22 protein-coding genes and 1 pseudogene are annotated in these 19,471 nt (G+C 31.9%); 1 reads left to right on the plus strand and 22 read right to left on the minus strand.

The window, feature by feature from the left end:
• Window positions 1–50: 50 nt before the first annotated feature.
• The 12 genes from JQN76_RS11715 to mtnN form a co-directional block, all read right to left on the minus strand.
• Window positions 51–2,252, minus strand: coding sequence for a DNA internalization-related competence protein ComEC/Rec2 (locus tag JQN76_RS11715; protein WP_001815444.1), 2,202 nt, complete (start codon window positions 2,250–2,252; stop codon window positions 51–53).
• A gap of 4 nt (window positions 2,253–2,256) precedes the next feature.
• On the minus strand, window positions 2,257–2,718 hold the full coding sequence (locus JQN76_RS11720; protein WP_000439693.1) for a ComE operon protein 2: 462 nt from the start codon (window positions 2,716–2,718) through the stop codon (window positions 2,257–2,259).
• A 91-nt stretch (window positions 2,719–2,809) separates the two neighbouring features.
• Window positions 2,810–3,496, minus strand: coding sequence for a ComEA family DNA-binding protein (locus tag JQN76_RS11725; protein WP_072353822.1), 687 nt, complete (start codon window positions 3,494–3,496; stop codon window positions 2,810–2,812).
• A 39-nt stretch (window positions 3,497–3,535) separates the two neighbouring features.
• Complete coding sequence (locus JQN76_RS11730; RefSeq protein ID WP_000084829.1) at window positions 3,536–4,252, minus strand: class I SAM-dependent DNA methyltransferase; 717 nt, start codon at window positions 4,250–4,252, stop codon at window positions 3,536–3,538.
• Window positions 4,253–4,254: 2 nt separating this feature from the next.
• Entirely contained in the window at window positions 4,255–4,608 is a 354-nt protein-coding gene (gene rsfS, locus JQN76_RS11735) for a ribosome silencing factor (protein WP_001088020.1), read from the minus strand.
• Window positions 4,609–5,193 carry a bis(5'-nucleosyl)-tetraphosphatase (symmetrical) YqeK gene (gene yqeK, locus JQN76_RS11740; RefSeq protein WP_001019320.1) on the minus strand — a complete coding sequence of 195 codons (585 nt, stop codon included), beginning with the start codon at window positions 5,191–5,193 and terminating at the stop codon, window positions 4,609–4,611. It lies immediately after the preceding gene.
• Window positions 5,183–5,752, minus strand: a complete 570-nt coding sequence (nadD, locus tag JQN76_RS11745) for a nicotinate (nicotinamide) nucleotide adenylyltransferase (protein WP_000725162.1) — start codon at window positions 5,750–5,752, stop codon at window positions 5,183–5,185. Before nadD ends, yqeK begins: the two co-directional genes overlap by 11 nt.
• A gap of 2 nt (window positions 5,753–5,754) precedes the next feature.
• Window positions 5,755–6,045, minus strand: coding sequence for a ribosome assembly RNA-binding protein YhbY (gene yhbY / locus JQN76_RS11750; RefSeq protein WP_000955231.1), 291 nt, complete (start codon window positions 6,043–6,045; stop codon window positions 5,755–5,757).
• A 3-nt stretch (window positions 6,046–6,048) separates the two neighbouring features.
• Window positions 6,049–6,855, minus strand: a complete 807-nt coding sequence (gene aroE / locus JQN76_RS11755; protein WP_000666748.1) for a shikimate dehydrogenase — start codon at window positions 6,853–6,855, stop codon at window positions 6,049–6,051.
• 13 nt (window positions 6,856–6,868) lie between these two features.
• Window positions 6,869–7,969, minus strand: coding sequence for a ribosome biogenesis GTPase YqeH (gene yqeH / locus JQN76_RS11760; protein WP_001280136.1), 1,101 nt, complete (start codon window positions 7,967–7,969; stop codon window positions 6,869–6,871).
• Window positions 7,970–8,497, minus strand: coding sequence for a YqeG family HAD IIIA-type phosphatase (locus JQN76_RS11765; protein ID WP_000524902.1), 528 nt, complete (start codon window positions 8,495–8,497; stop codon window positions 7,970–7,972).
• A 19-nt stretch (window positions 8,498–8,516) separates the two neighbouring features.
• Window positions 8,517–9,203, minus strand: coding sequence for a 5'-methylthioadenosine/S-adenosylhomocysteine nucleosidase (gene mtnN / locus JQN76_RS11770; protein ID WP_000579275.1), 687 nt, complete (start codon window positions 9,201–9,203; stop codon window positions 8,517–8,519).
• A 313-nt stretch (window positions 9,204–9,516) separates the two neighbouring features.
• Here mtnN and JQN76_RS11775 point away from each other — a divergent pair, with 313 nt between their 5' ends.
• Window positions 9,517–9,786, plus strand: a complete 270-nt coding sequence (locus JQN76_RS11775; protein ID WP_000829750.1) for a hypothetical protein — start codon at window positions 9,517–9,519, stop codon at window positions 9,784–9,786.
• Window positions 9,787–9,987: 201 nt separating this feature from the next.
• On the opposite strand, the pseudogene sel26 reads toward JQN76_RS11775, so the two are convergent.
• The 10 genes and pseudogenes from sel26 to JQN76_RS11825 all read right to left on the minus strand — a co-directional run bounded on the left by sel26 (window position 9,988) and on the right by JQN76_RS11825 (window position 19,460).
• A pseudogene (gene sel26 / locus JQN76_RS11780) lies at window positions 9,988–10,740 on the minus strand (staphylococcal enterotoxin type 26).
• 444 nt (window positions 10,741–11,184) lie between these two features.
• Complete coding sequence (locus JQN76_RS11785) at window positions 11,185–12,414, minus strand: NRAMP family divalent metal transporter (protein ID WP_001836907.1); 1,230 nt, start codon at window positions 12,412–12,414, stop codon at window positions 11,185–11,187.
• A 12-nt stretch (window positions 12,415–12,426) separates the two neighbouring features.
• A complete protein-coding gene (gene pxpA, locus JQN76_RS11790) occupies window positions 12,427–13,179 on the minus strand; it encodes a 5-oxoprolinase subunit PxpA (RefSeq protein ID WP_001261795.1) in 753 nt (250 codons plus the stop codon).
• Window positions 13,179–14,540 carry an acetyl-CoA carboxylase biotin carboxylase subunit gene (locus JQN76_RS11795; RefSeq protein WP_000942744.1) on the minus strand — a complete coding sequence of 454 codons (1,362 nt, stop codon included), beginning with the start codon at window positions 14,538–14,540 and terminating at the stop codon, window positions 13,179–13,181. The genes pxpA and JQN76_RS11795 overlap by 1 nt, the downstream gene beginning before the upstream one ends.
• Before the next feature lie 13 nt (window positions 14,541–14,553).
• Window positions 14,554–15,003, minus strand: a complete 450-nt coding sequence (locus JQN76_RS11800; RefSeq protein ID WP_001019340.1) for an acetyl-CoA carboxylase biotin carboxyl carrier protein — start codon at window positions 15,001–15,003, stop codon at window positions 14,554–14,556.
• Between the two features lies 1 nt (window position 15,004).
• Window positions 15,005–16,015: a 5-oxoprolinase subunit C family protein gene (locus tag JQN76_RS11805; protein ID WP_000023317.1), complete on the minus strand. Its 1,011-nt coding sequence runs from the start codon at window positions 16,013–16,015 to the stop codon at window positions 15,005–15,007.
• Entirely contained in the window at window positions 16,005–16,739 is a 735-nt protein-coding gene (pxpB, locus tag JQN76_RS11810; protein WP_000383180.1) for a 5-oxoprolinase subunit PxpB, read from the minus strand. Before pxpB ends, JQN76_RS11805 begins: the two co-directional genes overlap by 11 nt.
• Window positions 16,740–17,064: 325 nt before the next feature.
• Entirely contained in the window at window positions 17,065–17,541 is a 477-nt protein-coding gene (gene greA / locus JQN76_RS11815; RefSeq protein ID WP_000431312.1) for a transcription elongation factor GreA, read from the minus strand.
• Window positions 17,542–17,568: 27 nt separating this feature from the next.
• Window positions 17,569–18,192, minus strand: coding sequence for a uridine kinase (gene udk, locus JQN76_RS11820; protein ID WP_000648617.1), 624 nt, complete (start codon window positions 18,190–18,192; stop codon window positions 17,569–17,571).
• Window positions 18,192–19,460: a peptidase U32 family protein gene (locus JQN76_RS11825; RefSeq protein ID WP_000848304.1), complete on the minus strand. Its 1,269-nt coding sequence runs from the start codon at window positions 19,458–19,460 to the stop codon at window positions 18,192–18,194. Before JQN76_RS11825 ends, udk begins: the two co-directional genes overlap by 1 nt.
• Between the last annotated feature and the right edge of the window lie 11 nt (window positions 19,461–19,471).

Raw genomic sequence — 19,471 nt, forward strand, 5'->3', positions numbered from 1 at the left:
CACCCTTTCATTCGTTTGACACATCAATAGATTATATCATGTTTCTGTATCTATAAACCACTTGCATTTCCATAAGAGTTTGAATCAACTTTTAAATTATCATCTAAGTCAATTGTAACTTGACCGTTTTGTTGACTATTGTAAATGCGACTGCGAATCCTTTGCAATCGTTTAACAACTTCTATATTAGGAAGATGATACATATTGTTCTTCCCAGAAGAAATCAAACTTATTTTAGGCTTAATCATCTCTATAAATTCTTTAGAACTACTTGTCTTGCTCCCATGATGTCCTACTTTTAAAATATCAATCTCCGGCAAGTTATATTTTTTTAGTAGTAAAGATTCATTATTTTTACTAGCATCGCCCATTAATAAAACTTTTTTATTTTGATATGTAATCATAGTAATAATAGAATATTCATTTTTATCTCGGCTATTTGGAATAAAACTATCAAAAAATAGAAAACTACTATCTCCAAGTTTAAAACTACTAACTTGTCTTACATCCATAAGTTTAATGTTATACTTATGGCTTAATTTCGATAATAACATCAATGTATTACTACTATATCCCTTATTGTATATCACTATATGTTTAATTTTAATATGACTAATAATATATTCCACTTCACCAATATGGTCATTGTGTGGATGAGTTAAAATTAGATACTCTAATTCATTTATCCCTCTTTCATTTAGCGTTGGTAAAATATGATATTTAGAAATTGAATAACTAGGTTGTTTAGTATCATCAATCACTTTCCCACCTGTATCAATCAAGACATTTTGGTTCTTACCACCTTCATATAAAATACTGTCTCCCTGCCCCACATTTAACATTGTAATTTTGTGATGTGAATTTGTTGGAAACGTTATTAATAATGTCAGAATAATTATAGTCCAAAACGTAACCAATATATATTTACGTTTAGCCAATAACCAAAATATGTAATAAACAGAAATTATAAATATTATAAATATCCAATCATTAAACTTGGGAACAGAAAAATGTGATTGCTTGATTCTTGTGAATAGGTCTAGTAACCAGTCATGAAAATTAAAACTTAGGTCAACCAAGTAATTTAGCGGCGTTAATCCCACAATAAAATGACTTGTAATAAAGAATAAAATAGATAGCGGAAACAATATAATCGAATAGTACGGTACAAAAATCAAATTAGATAAAAATCCCACCCATTGAAGTTGATGAAAGTTTGGAATGGCAACGATAAATGAAGCTAATTGTGCAATAAACGTAATTATGAATAATGATTGTAACTTTGACAATTGCTGTAAAAAAGGAAAAAGTAGCATAATAAAAAATGAAATGATGAATGAAAATTGAAATCCAATATCATAAACAACTAGTGGATTTAAAATAAACATAATTATAAATGCAAATGCTAATAGCTGAATACCCTTTATTTTAATTTGCTTAGTAATAAGCAGTACAAGAGTTGTCATTATTATAGCTCTTACAGCACTAGGTGCATAATTTGTGTATTGAGCAAATAAAGCTAATACAATAATTGTAATTCCTTTAATGACAAATAAAGGTAAATTTAATCGTTTTAAAGGTTGGTAAATTAAAAATACAATTGCAGCTATATGCGAGCCACTAACTGCCAGCAAATGATATATACCTATCTCTTTAACACGTTCCTTAAATTGCTCATTAATTTCTTTTACGTCACCAGTAATCAATGCCATAATACGATCCGGAAACTTAATACCCGAATCATAAATTCGATTCATTATAAACTGTTTATGTTTCTCAATTAAATTAGACCGGTTCGATTCTAGGCAGCTTTGTACAACTATACTTTGTAATTTAAGAGTTACAAACTTATTGTCATTAACTTTGAATTGTCCTTTAACAATACAATTACGACTTTCAATTTTCTTTAAATCAAAATTCTTTTTATCTGTTAAAAAGAAAGGATATATTTCATTTTTTAAACTCAACCTACCTTTATATGTGTCACTACCTTGACGTTGAATTTGGATTACTTGAGCACGCTCATTAAACTGAGAATTACGTTCAATATAATTGATATAATTAAATATTGCTTGTTGTGAATAATGTAAATACCATGAGGAGAAAATGATTAAAAAGAGAGAAATAGGGGCATAAACGATTTTATTTTTACGATAAGTAATATACAAAAGTAAAATGAAAAGAAATGTAGAGAGCACTTTGCTAGAATTCCAAAGCACTCCTACAATCATTGATAACGCGACATACAGCAAAACATTAACCTTTAGTCAGATATTTAGCAACATATTCTGGTGAAAATGGAATTTTTTTAAATTCAATACCAGATTGTTTGAGTAATTTAGTTGCATATTCATGGTTATGATAATCTTCTGCATAGTAGATACGCTTTATACCTGCTTGAATAATTGACTTTGTACAATTTAGGCATGGAAAATGAGTAACATAGATTGTTGCACCTTCAGTAGATACACCTTGTTTTGCACATTGTAATAAAGCATTCATTTCTGCATGTATCGTTCTGATACAATGTCCATCTTCAATTAAACATCCTTCATCTATACAATGCACCTCGCCAGCTACAGAGCCATTATAACCACCAGCAATAATACGATTATCCTTAACAATCGTTGCACCTACAGATAATCTTTGACAAGTTGAACGTAATGCTAGCAAATGACTTTGTGCCATAAAATATTCTTCCCATTTGATTCTTTCCAAGATATTCACCTTCCATACTTAAAATTTAGTAACATTTTCTAATAATATAAGATTAATCACAAAAAATAAAATTTGCAATTAAAATAATCCATTATATCGTGAAATAAGATTTCAGTTTATCAAAAGTTTTACTTCCAAAACCTTTTACTTTTTTCAAATCGTCAATTTCTTGAAATGCACCTTGTTGGTTGCGATATTCAACAATTGCATTAGCTTTAGCTTGCCCTACTCCAGGAACAGACATCAATTCTGATACAGATGCGGTATTTAAATTTACTTTAGTATTATTTGTGTTCCCATTTTTTACATGCACACTGTTTACTCCAATTTGTGGTTCAACATTCTTTTGTCCTTTATGAGGTATGAAAATCATTTTTTGATCTGTTAATTTTTCAGACAAATTAATTTGACTTACATCTGCATCCTCCAATAATTGTGCTTTATCAAGTAAATCAACTACTCTATCCTTAGATGTCATTTTATAAACATTAGGATGTTTAACAGCACCTTTTACATCGACATATACAGGACCCTTATTTTTGGAATTATCTCCATCTTTGACCTGGACATCTTCTACTTTGGACAAACTACTATTTTCACTAGTGCTTTGTTTCAGAGCAGTATCTTTATTTTCAAAATTTCTTGAAGTATAATCATCTTGTCTCCAGAATATAAAACCAATTAATACCATAATTAAAACAACAGCACTTATAATATATAACTTCCATTGAGTTAAAAAATCTTTATAGCGTAATAAAAATTGATACAATAAAACCACTCCTCAACTTTATACACGTCTGAGCGAGTGGTTTTACTTTTATTTTTTCGCAATGAAAAACAATCTTTCTGCATCTTCATTATGTTCATCTATATTAAAATCAGTAAATGTTTCAACATGTTTAAAACCAACTTGAGCTAACCAAGACAAATATGTCTTTTCATCAAATGTTCTCTGAAAATGAGACTCATCAAATCTTGAATATGTTTCATCTTCATGTCGAATGAAAAATGTCATATCATGATAAACACTTAAAGGTAAATCTCCTTGCACAGCATCCCATGCTAAAAAAATGTCCCCTTTATCATCAATATAACTTTGATTATTAAACAAAGTCATCATTTTATAAACAGTATGTACATCAAAAATAAATACACCTGAATCAGTCAGATGATGATAAACATTGATGAATGTTTCAATCACTGCAGTTTCATCTTGCAAATAATTTAGAGAGTCACAAAAAATAGTGATGATATCAAATTGTTGTTGCAAATCAAAAGATGTCATATCTCCTTCAAGCCAATTTACATTTGCTGATTTTTGAGCTGCAACAGTCAACATATCAACACTTAAATCCATACCAGTAACATTACCTAAAGCTTCTAATTGAACTGTTAAACTACCAGTACCGCATCCAATATCTAAAATATTTGATTCATCTTTGCAGTGATTTTTTACAATTTCAAACCATTTTTCATATGGTTGATCTTGAGTCAATTGATCGTACACTAGGCTCATTTCTGCATATTGCGACATAATTAATACGCAACCTGACCATATGATTCTAATGGTGCATCTTGATATAACTTTTCAATATTATAATAATTTCTTTCGTCTTTATGGAAAACATGTACCACAACATCAGCTAAGTCAATTAATATCCAACGCGCTTCATTGTATCCTTCCATACGTTTTACTTCTATATTTTGTTCATTGGCTACTTCTTTCACCGCTCTAGCAATCGCTTGAACTTGTCGTTCATTATTTCCGTGCGTTACAACAAAATAATCTGTCATATCGCTGATACCTTTCATTTCTAAAGAAATCGTATCTTCGCCTTTTTTATTGTCAATTGCATCCACAGCAATTGCTAATAATTCTTGTGAATTCATTTAATCATCCTTTATTCTTTCGTCACTATAGTTATAATAATTTAAACAGTCAATCGTCTTATTATATACCGTAATATCTTTCTGTATTAAAAATAATACTGTGCGTTTAGAAATTTCATAAATTGTCTTATCTAAACTACCTTGATTGTATGCCATATCTCGAATATCATCAACTCCTGGGATTGTTCTTCCAGGTTCGATGTAATCAGCAATAAAAATCAGTTTTTCAGTTTTTGTCATTTGTTGACGTCCAGTAGTATGGTATTTGATAGCCATTAATACTTCCTCATCATTGATACCATATTCATGTTCCATGATTGCTGCACACACAGGGCCATGCAATATTTCACTACCATAACTCAGTAGATCATTACCTAATTCGTATTGTCGAACAATTTGATACATTTTACCTAAATCATCATATTTACAGAAATCATGTAATACACCTGCTAATTCTACTTTACTAGTGTCTCCATCATAAATTTCTGCCAATTTAATCGCTGTTTCTGCAACTCTTAAAGAATGATTATAACGTTTCTCTGGCAGTTTCTCTTTTGCAAGCTGTTTTGCTTTTTCAATGTTCATATAATCCTTCCCCCTTAATATAGTTTTCAACGGATTTAGGAACAAGAACTTGGATAGATTTCCCTTCACTAACTCTTTGTCGAATCATTGTCGAACTTATATCTACCCTAGGTATCTGAATTGCAATCATAGCATTTTCAACATTTTGACTATTTTTGTCTCGATTTACAACTACAAAAGTAACCATTTCTTTTAAGTATTCAATTTGATACCATTTCTCTAGTTGGTTATACTGATCCGTCCCAATAACAAAGTACAACTCACTGTCTTTGTGTTGCTCCTTGAATGCCTTGATCGTGTCATAGGTATAACTTTGACCACCACGTTTAATTTCATCGTCACAAATATCTCCAAAACCAAGCTCGTCGATAATCATCTGTATCATTGTTAATCTGTGCTGAACGTCTATAAAATCATGGTGCTTTTTCAATGGAGACATAAAACTAGGTAAAAAATAAAATTCATCTGGCTGTAATTCATGAAATACTTCGCTAGCTACTATCATATGTGCAGTATGGATAGGGTTAAACTGACCGCCGTAAAGTACTATCTTTTTCATTATTATGGCAATTCAATTTCTTTATTATCTTTAGATTCTCTATAAATCACTATCATAGATCCAATCACTTGCACTAATTCACTATGCGTAGCTTCGCTTAATGTTTCAGCTAATTCTTTTTTATCATCAAAGTTATTTTGTAGTACATGTACTTTAATCAATTCTCTGTTTTCTAACGTATCATCTATTTGTTTAATCATATTTTCGTTGATACCGCCTTTTCCAATTTGAAAAATAGGATCAATATTGTGTGCTAAACTTCTTAAGTATCTTTTTTGTTTGCCAGTAAGCATATGTTATTCTCCTTTTAATTGTTGTAAAACTGCTGTTTTCATAGAATTAATATCAGCATCTTTATTAGTCCAAATTTTAAAGCTTTCCGCACCTTGGTAAACAAACATATCTAAGCCATTATAAATATGGTTTCCCTTGCGCTCTGCTTCCTCTAAAATAGGTGTTTTATACGGTATATAAACAATATCACTCATTAAAGTATTGGGAGAAAGATGCTTTAAATTAATAATACTTTCGTTATTTCCAGCCATACCCGCTGGTGTTGTATTAATAACGATATCGAATTCAGCTAAATACTTTTCAGCATCTGCTAATGAAATTTGGTTTATATTTAAATTCCAAGATTCAAAACGAGCCATCGTTCTATTCGCAACAGTTAATTTGGGCTTTACAAATTTTGCTAATTCATAAGCAATACCTTTACTTGCACCACCTGCGCCCAAAATTAAAATGTATGCATTTTCTAAATCTGGATAAACGCTGTGCAATCCTTTAACATAACCAATACCATCTGTATTATACCCTATCCACTTGTCATCTTTTATCAAAACAGTGTTAACTGCACCTGCATTAATCGCTTGTTCATCAACATGATCTAAATACGGTATGATACGTTCTTTATGAGGAATTGTGATATTAAAGCCATCTAATTCTTTTTTCGAAATAATTTCTTTAATTAAATGAAAATCTTCAATTGGAATATTTAAAGCTTCATAAGTATCATCTAATCCTAAAGAATTAAAATTTGCTCTATGCATAACGGGCGACAAGGAATGTGAAATAGGATTTCCGATAACTGCAAATTTCATTTTTTTAATCACCTTATAAAATAGAATTTCTTAATACAACATCAACATTTTTAGGAACACGAACGATTACTTTAGCTCCTGGCCCTATAGTTATAAAGCCTAGACCAGAGATCATAACATCGCGTTTCTCTTTGCCTGTTTCAAGTCTAACAGCCTTTATCTCATTAAGATCAAAATTTTGTGGATTTCCAGGTGGCGTTAATAAATCGCCAAGTTGATTACGCCATAAATCATTAGCCTTCTCCGTTTTAGTACGATGTATATTCAAGTCATTAGAAAAGAAACAAACTAACGGACGTTTACCACCTGATACATAATCTATGCGCGCTAGACCGCCGAAGAATAATGTTTGCGCCTCATTTAATTGATATACGCGTTGTTTTATTTCTTTCTTAGGCATAATAATTTTCAATTCTTTTTCACTAACTAAATGCGTCATTTGATGATCTTGAATAATACCTGGTGTATCATACATAAATGATGATTCATCTAAAGGAATATCTATCATATCTAAAGTTGTTCCAGGGAATCTTGAAGTTGTTACTACATCTTTTTCACCAACACTAGCTTCAATCAGTTTATTAATCAATGTAGATTTCCCAACATTCGTTGTCCCTACAATATACACATCTTCATTATCTCGAATATTCGCAATTGATGATAATAAGTCGTCTATGCCCCAGCCTTTTTCAGCTGAAATTAATACGACATCGTCAGCTTCCAAACCATATTTTCTTGCTGTTCGTTTTAACCATTCTTTAACTCGACGTTTATTAATTTGTTTCGGCAATAAATCCAATTTATTTGCTGCTAAAATGATTTTTTTGTTTCCGACAATACGTTTAACTGCATTAATAAATGATCCTTCAAAGTCAAATACATCCACGACATTGACGACAATACCCTTTTTATCCGCAAGTCCTGATAATAATTTTAAAAAGTCTTCACTTTCTAATCCTACATCTTGAACTTCGTTATAATTTTTCAAGCGGAAACAACGTCTGCAAATCACGTCATCACGAAACATATTATGCTCTGGTACAAAACCAGGTTTATTTTTATCTTCAGATTGAAGTGGTGCACCACAACCGATACATTTTAAAATGTCAGACAATCAATTTTCCTCCCATGTGATATAACCTTTTTTACTGAAATGACGTAATAATCGTCTTTCAATTAATCTATTAAACTTAGTAATAAAGCCATCAGTTCGTTTAACTGGAACAACCATAATTGTATATAGACCTCGACGATTACCACCAAATACATCAGTAAGCATTTGGTCACCTATAACAACAGTTTGATCTGGTCTGATATTCATCTTAGTTATTGCTTTATCAAACGCTTTCCCCATTGGCTTTCTCGCTTTAAAAATAAAATCGATGTCTAAATGCTGACTAAAACTAGCAACACGAGACTCATTATTATTAGACACGATTGTAATAGTGATTCCTTTTTCATTAGCTTCCTTAAACCATGCTTTAACACGTTCTGTAGGTTCTTTAACATCCCAACCTACTAGCGTATTATCTAAATCTGTAATAATACCTTTAACGCCTTTGTCCACTAACTTGTCTAAATCAATTTGAAATATTGATTGAACATATGAATTCGGCATAAAAAACTTGCGAACTAAACCCATTTAACTCACCTTTACCTTTTTATAATTGAGACACTAATGCTTCAACAGTTTGACTTGATGATACAGCTGCTTTTTCTAAAAATGCTTCGAAGCTCATTTCCGCTTCTCCATTTGCTAAGTCTGAAACTGCACGAACTACAACAAATGGTACATTAAATTGATAACATGTTTGTGCAATTGCAGTTGCTTCCATTTCAACCGCCATCGCATTTGGAAATGCTTTTTTAATTTTTTGGCGTTGTTCAACACTACCGATAAAGCTATCACCACTTACAATTAAGCCTACTTTAGCTGTTAATTGTTGTTGTTGTACAACTTGAGATACTTTTTCTATTAAAGGTTTACTTGATTGAAATGCTACCGGCATCTGTGGTATTTGTCCATATTCATAACCAAATGCTGTTGCGTCTGCATCATGATATTTTACATCATCACTTATAAGAACGTCACCTACATTTAAACTTTCATCTAAAGCTCCAGCAGAACCTGTATTAATAATGACGTCCGGTTTAAACTTATTAATTAATAATGTCGTAGAAATTGCAGCATTAACTTTTCCAATGCCACTTTGGGTAATCACTACTTCTCTATCTTTTAAAATGCCAGTATAAAATTTAACATGTGCAACTGAAATTTCGCTTAATTGTGTTAATTTATTTTTTAATATTGTTACTTCTTCTTCCATGGCACCAATTATACCAATCATCTTTTGATTCACCTCTTTTAAAAAATCCTAGCATTTGTTATTTTATCACATTTTAATCACTACAACGACAAGTATCATGATTTTCATTACTGTATAAAACTTTTGCTTTATTTTTATAAAAAGCTCTTTCAATAACTTGGTATCATAAATAATTATTTTTGAACTCATAACAGTGAATTCGATGCTTCTAATTTGTCTATTTTTCAAAAACTAATCATATCAATTACATCAACCAATCGTGTCAAGAAACTTTATTAAATAACAGGAAAATGATATGTTTAAAATAATAATGATGAAATAAGAGGATTTTACAATGGCTGAAAATAATCAAAATAGTCTCGTAACAAAGATAGCTACATACGGCAGTTTTATTGCAATTGCGTCGTTTGTCATTTTATTTATAAGTATATTTTTAAAGTTTTCATTTAATATCGAGTTTACAGCAACAATTATGAACATATGTCGCTACACTCTAATTCTAGGATTTATACTTATGTCCTTACCTGATGTTGTTGATAAAAACATCAAGAAAATTATATTCGATGCATTTATTATCATCGTCTTTATCTTCTTTTTACTATAGTAGTTTTATTTTGTAATTACACAGTTAATCATATTTGTTTCGTATCGAATTCCTGTGTGCATTAAAGATAATTCTAATAGAAAATAGCAGTAAGACTTTTCTAAGTGTTAGCATCCTTACTGCTGTTTTCATTTGTAACAATATAATGTCAGGTACTTTATATTTCACTGTCAAAGATTATTAATGATTAACTTAATTAAATTATGATTTGAATAAATAGATATCTAAATGCAATTTGTCTCTATTGATAGTTTTATTATCAGCATACATTTTTAATACCTCATAACCATACTCACCATTTAAATTATAAAAATCATATTCTACATTTTGTTCATCATCATTATGATATTTAACATACCCTTTAACAATGTCGCCACCTTGTTCGTACAACTTATACTTCTCATTCAAATAATTTCTTAATTGAACATCTAATTCTTGAATGGTAACAATTTTCTTTTTCGTTTTTACTGCAGTTAGTTCTATTTCTGTTTGATGTCCGTCAATCCATAAATTACAAGGTATATTCTTATAATCATCTTATTTATTATTGTCACTTAAAGTAACACCACCATAACTACATTGCGTTTTATTGGTTGCTCCCCCATGACATTCATAGCTATAGCTTCCAGCATATATATCGATATTCTTATTTATAAATTTCTTTGAAAGTGCCTCATTTTCGAATTCAACTTTAAAATCCTTTTTCGAAGCAACATTTACGAACATGTCATGAAATAACAAATCATGCTTCAACAGTCTATCGTTTGTGTTTTTATTTTCAAGATCAGTTGGATTAGCAAATGACACCTTAGCATTATATAGACGCTTTGAATTTAGTTTACTTTTATGATGTAAGTCTGAATATTCGATTGCACTTGCTGAATTTGTAAAAATTCCTTCTAACAATAATATTAAAATAAATCCTGTTAAATATTTAACTTCAAACTCCCCCAAAACAATTATTAATTTACATTTGAGAGCGAGACATAAATGATAAAGAACCGCTTATGGTTTATTATGTAGTGGTTCTTGAGCCTACAATTTTGATTTATGTATCACACTCATAATACTTTCCAATTTGAAATACCATGTTCGCAATTATTAGTTGAGTTATATCAACCAATACAGTGTATACTTAAAAATTCCAAACCGTTTAACAGTATATCAGAAAAAATGATAATCATTTCTTTTATTTTTATTAAATTTCATAATGATTCATATAATATTCGCATTAAAACATCACAATACTGATACACAACAAAAAGAGCAGTACATTTGTCATGCACCACTCTCAACAAATATATCTAATTATGCTTTATAAATGAATCACCGGAAATCAAAATACATCTTGCCTAATACTAACAACATTTACAGTGATGCTATTAGTCAAAATGTCTTTTAAAATAACTGAAGTACTTCTTTGAATGAGAATATACCTGTCAATATTGTAACAAGTACTGCAACGATACCAAAGATGAACATCCAATTTGGGTGTTTATAATCACCAACAATTGATTTCTTTTTACTTGCAATCAAAATTGCACCTAACGTAATAGGTAAAATCCATCCATTTATCGCGCCTGCTATAATTAAAAGGCTGATTGGTTTTCCAATAAATAAGAAAATCATTGTTGAAATAACGATAAACACAATCACAATTAAATTACTTCTTTCGTTAAGTGATTTATGAAGTGTTTTTAAAAATGTTGCGCTTGTGTATGCTGAGCCAATTACTGATGACATAGCTGCAGCAAATAACACAATACCAAAAATATTCTTTCCAATTGGTCCAATTGCGTGTTCAAAAACTGACGCTGGTGGATTTTCAGAACTTAGTGTCACACCTGTTACAACAACTCCTAATACCGCTAGGAATAGTAACGTTCTCATAATACCTGTAGTTAAAATACCAGCAATTGCTGATTGATTTACAAATGGTAAATATTGCTTACCTTTAATGCCAGAGTCTAATATACGATGTGCACCTGCAAAGGTAATATAACCACCTACTGTTCCACCAACTAACGTAATGATTGGCAAGACTAATTTCATTGGATGTTCTGGCGCAAATGTATGCACAAAAGCATCACCATAAGGTGGATTAGAAACAAACATCACATATGCCACAACTAAAATCATCACAATACCAAGAATCATTGAAACAACGTCCATAATTTTTTGGCCACTTTTACTTACAAAGATTAATATTGCAAAGATTGCAGTAATAGCTGCGCCCCATTTTACATCTAATCCAAAAATTGCATTTAAACCTAAACCGGCACCAGCAATATTACCAATATTAAAAGCTAGACCACCAAATGCAATCAATATTGAGATAACAGTACCAAGCCCAGGAACAACTTTATTTGATATTTCTTGACCTCTTAAACCAGTTACAACTAATATGCGCCATATATTAATTTGTGCACCAATGTCAATGATGATAGACAGTAATATGGCAAATGCGAAACTTGCAAAAAATTGTGATGTAAATACTGCTGTTTGCGTTAAAAATGCTGGCCCAATTGCAGAAGTTGCCATCAAAAATACAGAACCTAATAATAACCTTTTATGATTTTTTGTGAATTCAAAGTCACTTTCTTTTTTAAACTTTAAATTTCTCCCCATTTTTTTAGCCCCCTATAAGGATTGAATATCAATGCCTTCTTTCATTAAAATTTCTCTAATTTTCGAAACAAATAATAATGCATGTTCTCCATCACCATGCACACAAATTGTATCTGCTTGTAACGTTACTTCCTTATTGTTTTTTGAAATAACTTTATTTTCCTTCACCATCTTTAAAACCTGCTTAAGTGCTTCGTCAGTATCAGTAATCACAGCATCACTTTCTTTTCTACTAACGAGCTGCCCATCATCTTCGTATCGTCTATCAGCAAACACTTCAGAAGCTGTAATTAATCCGACATTCTTTGCTTCTGAAATTAGATATGAATTTGCTAATCCTACTAACACTAGTGATGGATCAAAGTCATAAACAGCTTGTGCTATAACGTTTGCTATTTCTCTGTCTTTTGCACCCATCTGATACAATGCACCATGCGGTTTAACATGATTAATTTTAACTTGATGAATGCGACAAAACCCTTGTAATGCACCTAATTGATAAATCATCAAATTATAAATCTCGTCGTTAGAGATATCTATATTTCGTCTGCCAAAGCCTTTCAAATCAGGTAAACCAGGATGTGCACCTACTGCAACATTATGTGCTTTGGCAAGTTTTACCGTTTCATTCATTACATTTTCATCACCAGCGTGAAAACCACAAGCAACATTCGCACTTGTAATTAACGGAATAATTTGATGATCACCACCAAAGGAATAATTTCCAAATGCTTCGCCTAAATCACAATTCAAATCAACTCGCATTATAATTCCACCCCTTTAACAATTTGATGTTTTTCTAAAAATTTAATATCAACATCTTTTGCATCTCCATCACGATATAGTGGATAATTTAAAACTGCATATAAAAAATCGGCAGTTGTAGAAAATCCATCTATCACCATTTCATCTAAGGTGACTTTCAACTTATCAATTGCTGAAGCTCTATCATGAGATTTTACAATTACTTTAGCTACTAAAGAATCATAATATGGTGAAACTTGATAACCGTGATATAGTAAAGAATCGACTCGCACATTAAAGCCTTGAGGTAAATGTAACGCTGTCACTTTACCTGGTGTTGGTTGAAATTTCTTTTCAGGATTTTCGGCATTTATTCTCGCTTCTATCACATGACCATTAAATTGAATATCGCTTTGTGAAAAAGGTAAATGATTATGTTCCAATAAATACAGTTGTGCTGCAACCAAATCACGTTCTGCTCGCATCTCTGTAACAGTATGTTCAACTTGTATTCGAGCATTCATTTCAATAAAGTAATGTGCGGTATCAGTTACTAAAAATTCAATCGTACCTGCACTTCTATAATTTGCTGCACGTGCAACTTTAACAGCATCGTTACATATTTGTTGTCGTCGTTCTTCAGTTAATGCTGCACAAGGAGATTCTTCGATTAATTTTTGATTTTTACGTTGTACAGAACAATCACGTTCCCCTAAATGTACATAATTATCCTGCCCATCTCCCATAACTTGAACTTCAACATGTTTTGCAACAGGTATAAAAGCCTCAACATAAACACGATCATCATCAAAGTATTTTTTTCCTTCACTTTTAGCTTCTTTAAATGCCTTTTCTAAATCTTCAGCTTTCTTTACAATACGTATACCTTTACCACCACCGCCACTGGCAGCTTTGATAACAACTGGATAACCGATGTCTTTGGCAAGATTCTCAATTTCAGACACATGATTCACAGCACCATTTGATCCTGGAATCACAGGAACACCTGCATGATGAACTGTTTGTCTTGCTGTTATTTTATCCCCCATCATTTCCATCGTTTTTTTAGTAGGCCCTATAAACGCTATGCCTTGTTCCTCAACGGTTTGAGCAAATTTTGTTGATTCTGATAAAAAGCCATATCCTGGGTGAATTGCATTAGCACCAGTGATTTGTGCAGCAGATATGATGCGGTCAATATTTAAATAACTATCTAAAGCATTAGCTTCCCCAATACATATAGCTTGATCTGCTAAATGTACATGCAAGCTTTGCTCGTCCCCTTTTGCATAAACTGCTACAGTTTCAATCCCATATTCTCTGCAAGCTCTTATAATCCTTACAGCAATTTCACCTCTGTTCGCAATTAAACAACGAAGCATTTACTTACCCCCTTTACTTAATACGTACCAAAACTTGGTCGTATTCAACATTTGTGCCATGATCAGCTACTATTTCAGTAATTTCTCCAGCAACATCTGTTGTTACCTCGTTTAATACTTTCATCGCTTCAACATATCCTATAATATCTCCCTTGTTAACTTTGTCACCGACATTCACAATTGGTTCAGTTAATTCTTTACTATCTTGTAAAAAGAATGTACCTACCATTGGTGATTTAATGTCATGATAATCATTTGTCGAAACATCGGAGTTATCATTCGCTTTTGAAGCTGTCAAATCATTATTGTTCATACTTTGATTTGATTGATTACTGTGTGCAGCCAAATGATTCGAGTCAGTGAAGTCAATTTCTATTTCATCTTCAAAATTTTTATATTTAAATTTCTTAACATCATTTTCCTTCACTAATTTGATTATTTGTTCGATTTTTTCAATATTCATTTTACAAATCCCCTTTTAAAATTGTTGCTAATTTTTTCGAAGTATGTCGCAAGCTAGATGTATCAAAAATTGGAGTCTTTTGATGACTCTTAAGAATTTCATTAAACAGAGACATTTGTTCCCGATTCTTATCTACAGCTTCTTGGAATGATATCCATTTAAATTGAATTGTATCTTTTGGTTTCATCTGTGCTAACTTTGGCAGATCAAATTTGCATACAGTTGCAATTTTGGTATAACCACCTATCGTTTGTTTATCATTAAGCAGAATAATAGGTTGACCATCATTTGGTACTTGAACACTACCAAGAGCAACCGGTTCAGAAATGATATCTGCTTGATTAATTGGTGCAACGCTGTCACCTTCCAAACGATAGCCCATACGGTCTGATTGTTCAGTAATTAAATATGGATGATTTACAATTTTCGCTCTAGCCTCTTCAGAAAATGCCTCGAATTGAGGTCCTTGAAGAATGTGTATAATATTATTTTCTGGCAATAAATCGTCCTGTAAATGAATAGTCTTTCCAATGTTTTCTTTAAAGTCATTATTTATTTTCACTGTTATTACATCATTAGCTAATAACTTTCTACCTTTGAATCCTCCTATACTGCTTCGGGTATGTGTTGCATAACTTTCAGCAATAGAAGGTACGTTGATAGAATGACCAAAAGTAAGATAACCGCGTGCACCTTTGGTTATAGCACCTATTTTTAAAATGTCACCTTTCTCAGCTAATATGACAGAATTCATTGATATAGTTTTATTATTTAGCGAAGCATTAATACTACCACCGGTTATAACAAATGTATTTTGCGTATTAAATTGAATGGTAGGACCAATCAAAGTATATTCAATCGCTGGACCATCATTGTTAATTAATGACTGCGCAACCTTAAAACTAAATTGATCCATGGCACCTGCGCCTGAAAATCCAATATGTTCATAACCTATTCTTCCTAGATCTTGTACCGTTGAAAAGAGACCTGGTTGTAAAATCTTAATTGACATTTTCAATCACCACCCAGTCATCAACATTAAAGTTGCCATCTGATATATCCCTTTCGATTTGTATAAATTTCTGTTCATCTATTGCATAAAATTGTATCCATTCTCCTGCTTCGTACATTGACATTGGTTCACGCTCGCTGCTAAATACTTTTAACGGTGTGCGTCCAATAATTTGCCATCCGCCAGGAGAATCTGATGGATATAGTCCTGTTTGATTATTCGCAATACCTACAGAACCTGCATGAATTTTTAACCTTGGCTGATTACGTCTAGGTGTATGTAGTTGTTCATCAAGTCCGCCTAAGTATGGAAATCCTGGCATAAATCCTAGCATATATATTAAATAAGGTTTACTTGTATGTTTTTCAATAACTTGCTCAACAGTTATTCGATTATGCTTTGCTACTTCTTCAATATCTGGTCCATATGTACCACCATATTGAACAGGTATTTTAATAATACGATTGGTTTGATTCACAGCATGAACATTTTTTTCATTAAATTTGTTAAGTTCTAAATTTTCAATTAATTTAGAAGATGTTATAGCTTGTTCATCAAAATATATTAGAACTGCTCGATACGAAGGGACAATATCTTGAATTTCTAATATTTCTTTTTCTCGTATCCACCGTACCATTGCTGTGACATTACGATATGTCTCTTCGGATATTTTATTTTCAAAATAAATCATAATTGTCTGCTCGTTAATAAATCTTACATCCACTTTAAATCCCCCTTTGTATTGCAATAAACCAGTATTGAATACCTTTTCATTGTATCATTGAGAAGCACAAGTTGTTTAATAAGTAATTCAAATCGCATACAATAACAAATGATAATCAATTTGTTTTCTCGGAAATATTTTGCTTTTTTAAAATGGAGTAGTTAATATTGTAACTCTTACACTAATTTAGGTTCTGCTATCATTCGGTCTGATGGAAAATTTTTACTTTTCATCTGTCCGATTTTTTGATTTTGAATATAAAAAAGCACGACCGAAGTATCATTAACACACTTCAATCGCGCAATTAAACAATCTATTTGATCATTTATTGGATATTAACAATTTTTACGTTCATTTCGCCACCATTAGGTAGTGGAACACGAACTTCATCATCTAAACCTTTACCAATTAACGCTTTAGCCATTGGTGATTCATTTGAAATCTTACCATTAAATGCATCTGATTCAGCTGAACCAACGATTTGATAACTTTCCTCTTCATCACCTGGTAATTCTACAAACGTTACTGTTTTACCAATTTTAACAACGTTGTTATCTCCAGTATCTTCAATGATTAATGCATTTCTTAACATATGCTCAATTCTTTGAATATCTTGTTCGATGAATCCTTGTTCATCTTTTGCTGCATCATACTCAGAGTTCTCTGATAAGTCACCAAATGAACGTGCAACTTTAATTTTCTCTACAACTTCAGGACGCTTAACTGTTTTTAATTCTTCAAGTTCACGCTCTAATTTTTCAAAACCTTCTTGAGTCATTGGATATTGCTTTTGATTTTCCATATTGTCATCTTCCTTTACTGAATTATACTATTGCTTGCTAACTAAAGACTGAATTTTTGTTGTCATAATATCTATTGCAACTTTATTGCTCCCACCTTCAGGAATAATTATATCAGCATATTTCTTAGTCGGTTCAATAAATTGGTCATGCATAGGTCTAACAACACTTAAATATTGATTGATAACAGAGTCCATTGAACGCCCACGCTCTTTAGTATCTCGTGTTAAACGGCGTAATATTCTCAAGTCTGCATCTGTATCAACATATATTTTAACATCCATCATATCACGTAATACCTTATTTTCTAAAGCGAAAATGCCTTCTACGATAATAACATCTTTAGGTTTAAAATCAATGGTAATGTCACTTCTTGTATGACTAGCATAATCATATGTCGGTACTTCTACTGCTTTACCATTTTTCAAGTCTTTAAGATTTTCAATTAATAAATCATTATCGAATGCAAATGGATGGTCATAATTGGTTTCTAGGCGCTCGTCGAAAGTCAAGTGCTTTTGATCTTTATAATAGTAATCTTGAGCAAGTAAAGCGACACTATGACCTTCTAAGTTTTTCATAATTTCGTTAGTTACAGTTGTTTTTCCTGAGCCAGATCCACCAGCTATGCCAATGATTGTAGTAGCTTTCATTAGCCAATTTCCTTTCTCATCATGTTGTTTGGATATATCGGGCGATCCACTTTAATTTGAACGATTTGTAATGGATGGCGCGCCGCGTCTAAGCTGTTACCTTCTTCATCATAAATTGCTTCTACTACTTGTGTAAATGTTTCAATTTCTGGACCAAAGAATTCTATTTCTTGACCTGGTTTAAAGTTATTTCGTTGTTGAATAGTCGCAATTTTTGTATCTTCATTATAGTCTAATACCAAACCACAAAAATCAAATGGTGATTTTTTAGATTGTTGTTGACCAAACATCTGTTCTTCATAACCAGGTGTTCCCTCAAAGAATGCTGGTGCAGTGTCTCTATTTGCACATTTATCTAACTCTATTAACCATTCCGGATTAATCTTAAAGTTGTCAGGATCTGCCGCATACGCATCAATGACTTTACGATATACTGAGACAACTGTTGCAATATAATGAATTGACTTCATACGTCCTTCAATTTTTAATGAGTCCACACCAATATCCATCATTTGAGGAATTGATTCGATTAATTTTAAATCTTTAGGACTCATCGCAAACGGTGTAACTTCACCTTGATTATAAAAAACATCAAGTTCACCATTATCATCAACTTCTAATAATTCATAATCCCAACGGCAACTTTGACAGCAACCGCCTCTGTTGGAATCCCTTGCAGTCATATGATTACTTAATGTACATCTACCTGAATAGGCGATACACATAGCACCATGAATAAATGCTTCGATTTCAATATCTACTTTTTCCTTCATTTCACGCATTTCCATCGCGCCGGTCTCACGTGCTAATACAACACGATCCAATCCTTCTTCTTTCCAATATTCTACAGCTTTGTAATTAGAAAGTGATTGTTGAGTAGATAAATGAATTTCAAGTTTTGGCGCAACTTCTTTACATGTTTCGATAATTAAAGGATCTGCAACAATGATACCTGTCGCACCAGTCTTTTCCAAATTACGCAAATATGATTCTAGACCTTCAATATTCTCATCATGTGCAATAATATTTGTCGTAACATAAATTTTGGCACCGTAACGGTTCGCAAATTCAACACCTTCAGCTATTTCTTCCATCGTGAAATTATCAGCATTTGAACGTAATCCATATTCTTGACCACCTAAAAATACGGCATCAGCGCCATAATGTACTGCTATTTTTAACTTTTCTAAGTTTCCAGCAGGTGCTAATAATTCTGGTTTCTTCATAACTGTTTTAGGAGTTGATTTAATCTCTTCTATTGTCTTCATGATTAACCTCC

The organism is Staphylococcus sp. SM3655, from assembly GCF_016917315.1.
In the GTDB taxonomy this organism is placed as follows: Bacteria; Bacillota; Bacilli; order Staphylococcales; family Staphylococcaceae; genus Staphylococcus; species Staphylococcus aureus.

What these genes read in the sequence shown, in the direction of transcription:
- JQN76_RS11730 (WP_000084829.1), bottom strand. Translation starts at nt 4,252, where the DNA reads ATGTCGCAATATGCAGAAATGAGCCTAGTGTACGATCAATTGACTCAA.
- rsfS (WP_001088020.1), bottom strand. Translation starts at nt 4,608, where the DNA reads ATGAATTCACAAGAATTATTAGCAATTGCTGTGGATGCAATTGACAAT.
- yqeK (WP_001019320.1), bottom strand. Translation starts at nt 5,193, where the DNA reads ATGAACATTGAAAAAGCAAAACAGCTTGCAAAAGAGAAACTGCCAGAG.
- nadD (WP_000725162.1), bottom strand. Translation starts at nt 5,752, where the DNA reads ATGAAAAAGATAGTACTTTACGGCGGTCAGTTTAACCCTATCCATACT.
- yhbY (WP_000955231.1), bottom strand. Translation starts at nt 6,045, where the DNA reads ATGCTTACTGGCAAACAAAAAAGATACTTAAGAAGTTTAGCACACAAT.
- aroE (WP_000666748.1), bottom strand. Translation starts at nt 6,855, where the DNA reads ATGAAATTTGCAGTTATCGGAAATCCTATTTCACATTCCTTGTCGCCC.
- JQN76_RS11765 (WP_000524902.1), bottom strand. Translation starts at nt 8,497, where the DNA reads ATGGGTTTAGTTCGCAAGTTTTTTATGCCGAATTCATATGTTCAATCA.
- mtnN (WP_000579275.1), bottom strand. Translation starts at nt 9,203, where the DNA reads ATGATTGGTATAATTGGTGCCATGGAAGAAGAAGTAACAATATTAAAA.
- JQN76_RS11775 (WP_000829750.1), top strand. Translation starts at nt 9,517, where the DNA reads ATGGCTGAAAATAATCAAAATAGTCTCGTAACAAAGATAGCTACATAC.
- JQN76_RS11785 (WP_001836907.1), bottom strand. Translation starts at nt 12,414, where the DNA reads ATGGGGAGAAATTTAAAGTTTAAAAAAGAAAGTGACTTTGAATTCACA.
- pxpA (WP_001261795.1), bottom strand. Translation starts at nt 13,179, where the DNA reads ATGCGAGTTGATTTGAATTGTGATTTAGGCGAAGCATTTGGAAATTAT.
- JQN76_RS11795 (WP_000942744.1), bottom strand. Translation starts at nt 14,540, where the DNA reads ATGCTTCGTTGTTTAATTGCGAACAGAGGTGAAATTGCTGTAAGGATT.
- JQN76_RS11800 (WP_001019340.1), bottom strand. Translation starts at nt 15,003, where the DNA reads ATGAATATTGAAAAAATCGAACAAATAATCAAATTAGTGAAGGAAAAT.
- JQN76_RS11805 (WP_000023317.1), bottom strand. Translation starts at nt 16,015, where the DNA reads ATGTCAATTAAGATTTTACAACCAGGTCTCTTTTCAACGGTACAAGAT.
- greA (WP_000431312.1), bottom strand. Translation starts at nt 17,541, where the DNA reads ATGGAAAATCAAAAGCAATATCCAATGACTCAAGAAGGTTTTGAAAAA.
- udk (WP_000648617.1), bottom strand. Translation starts at nt 18,192, where the DNA reads ATGAAAGCTACTACAATCATTGGCATAGCTGGTGGATCTGGCTCAGGA.
- JQN76_RS11825 (WP_000848304.1), bottom strand. Translation starts at nt 19,460, where the DNA reads ATGAAGACAATAGAAGAGATTAAATCAACTCCTAAAACAGTTATGAAG.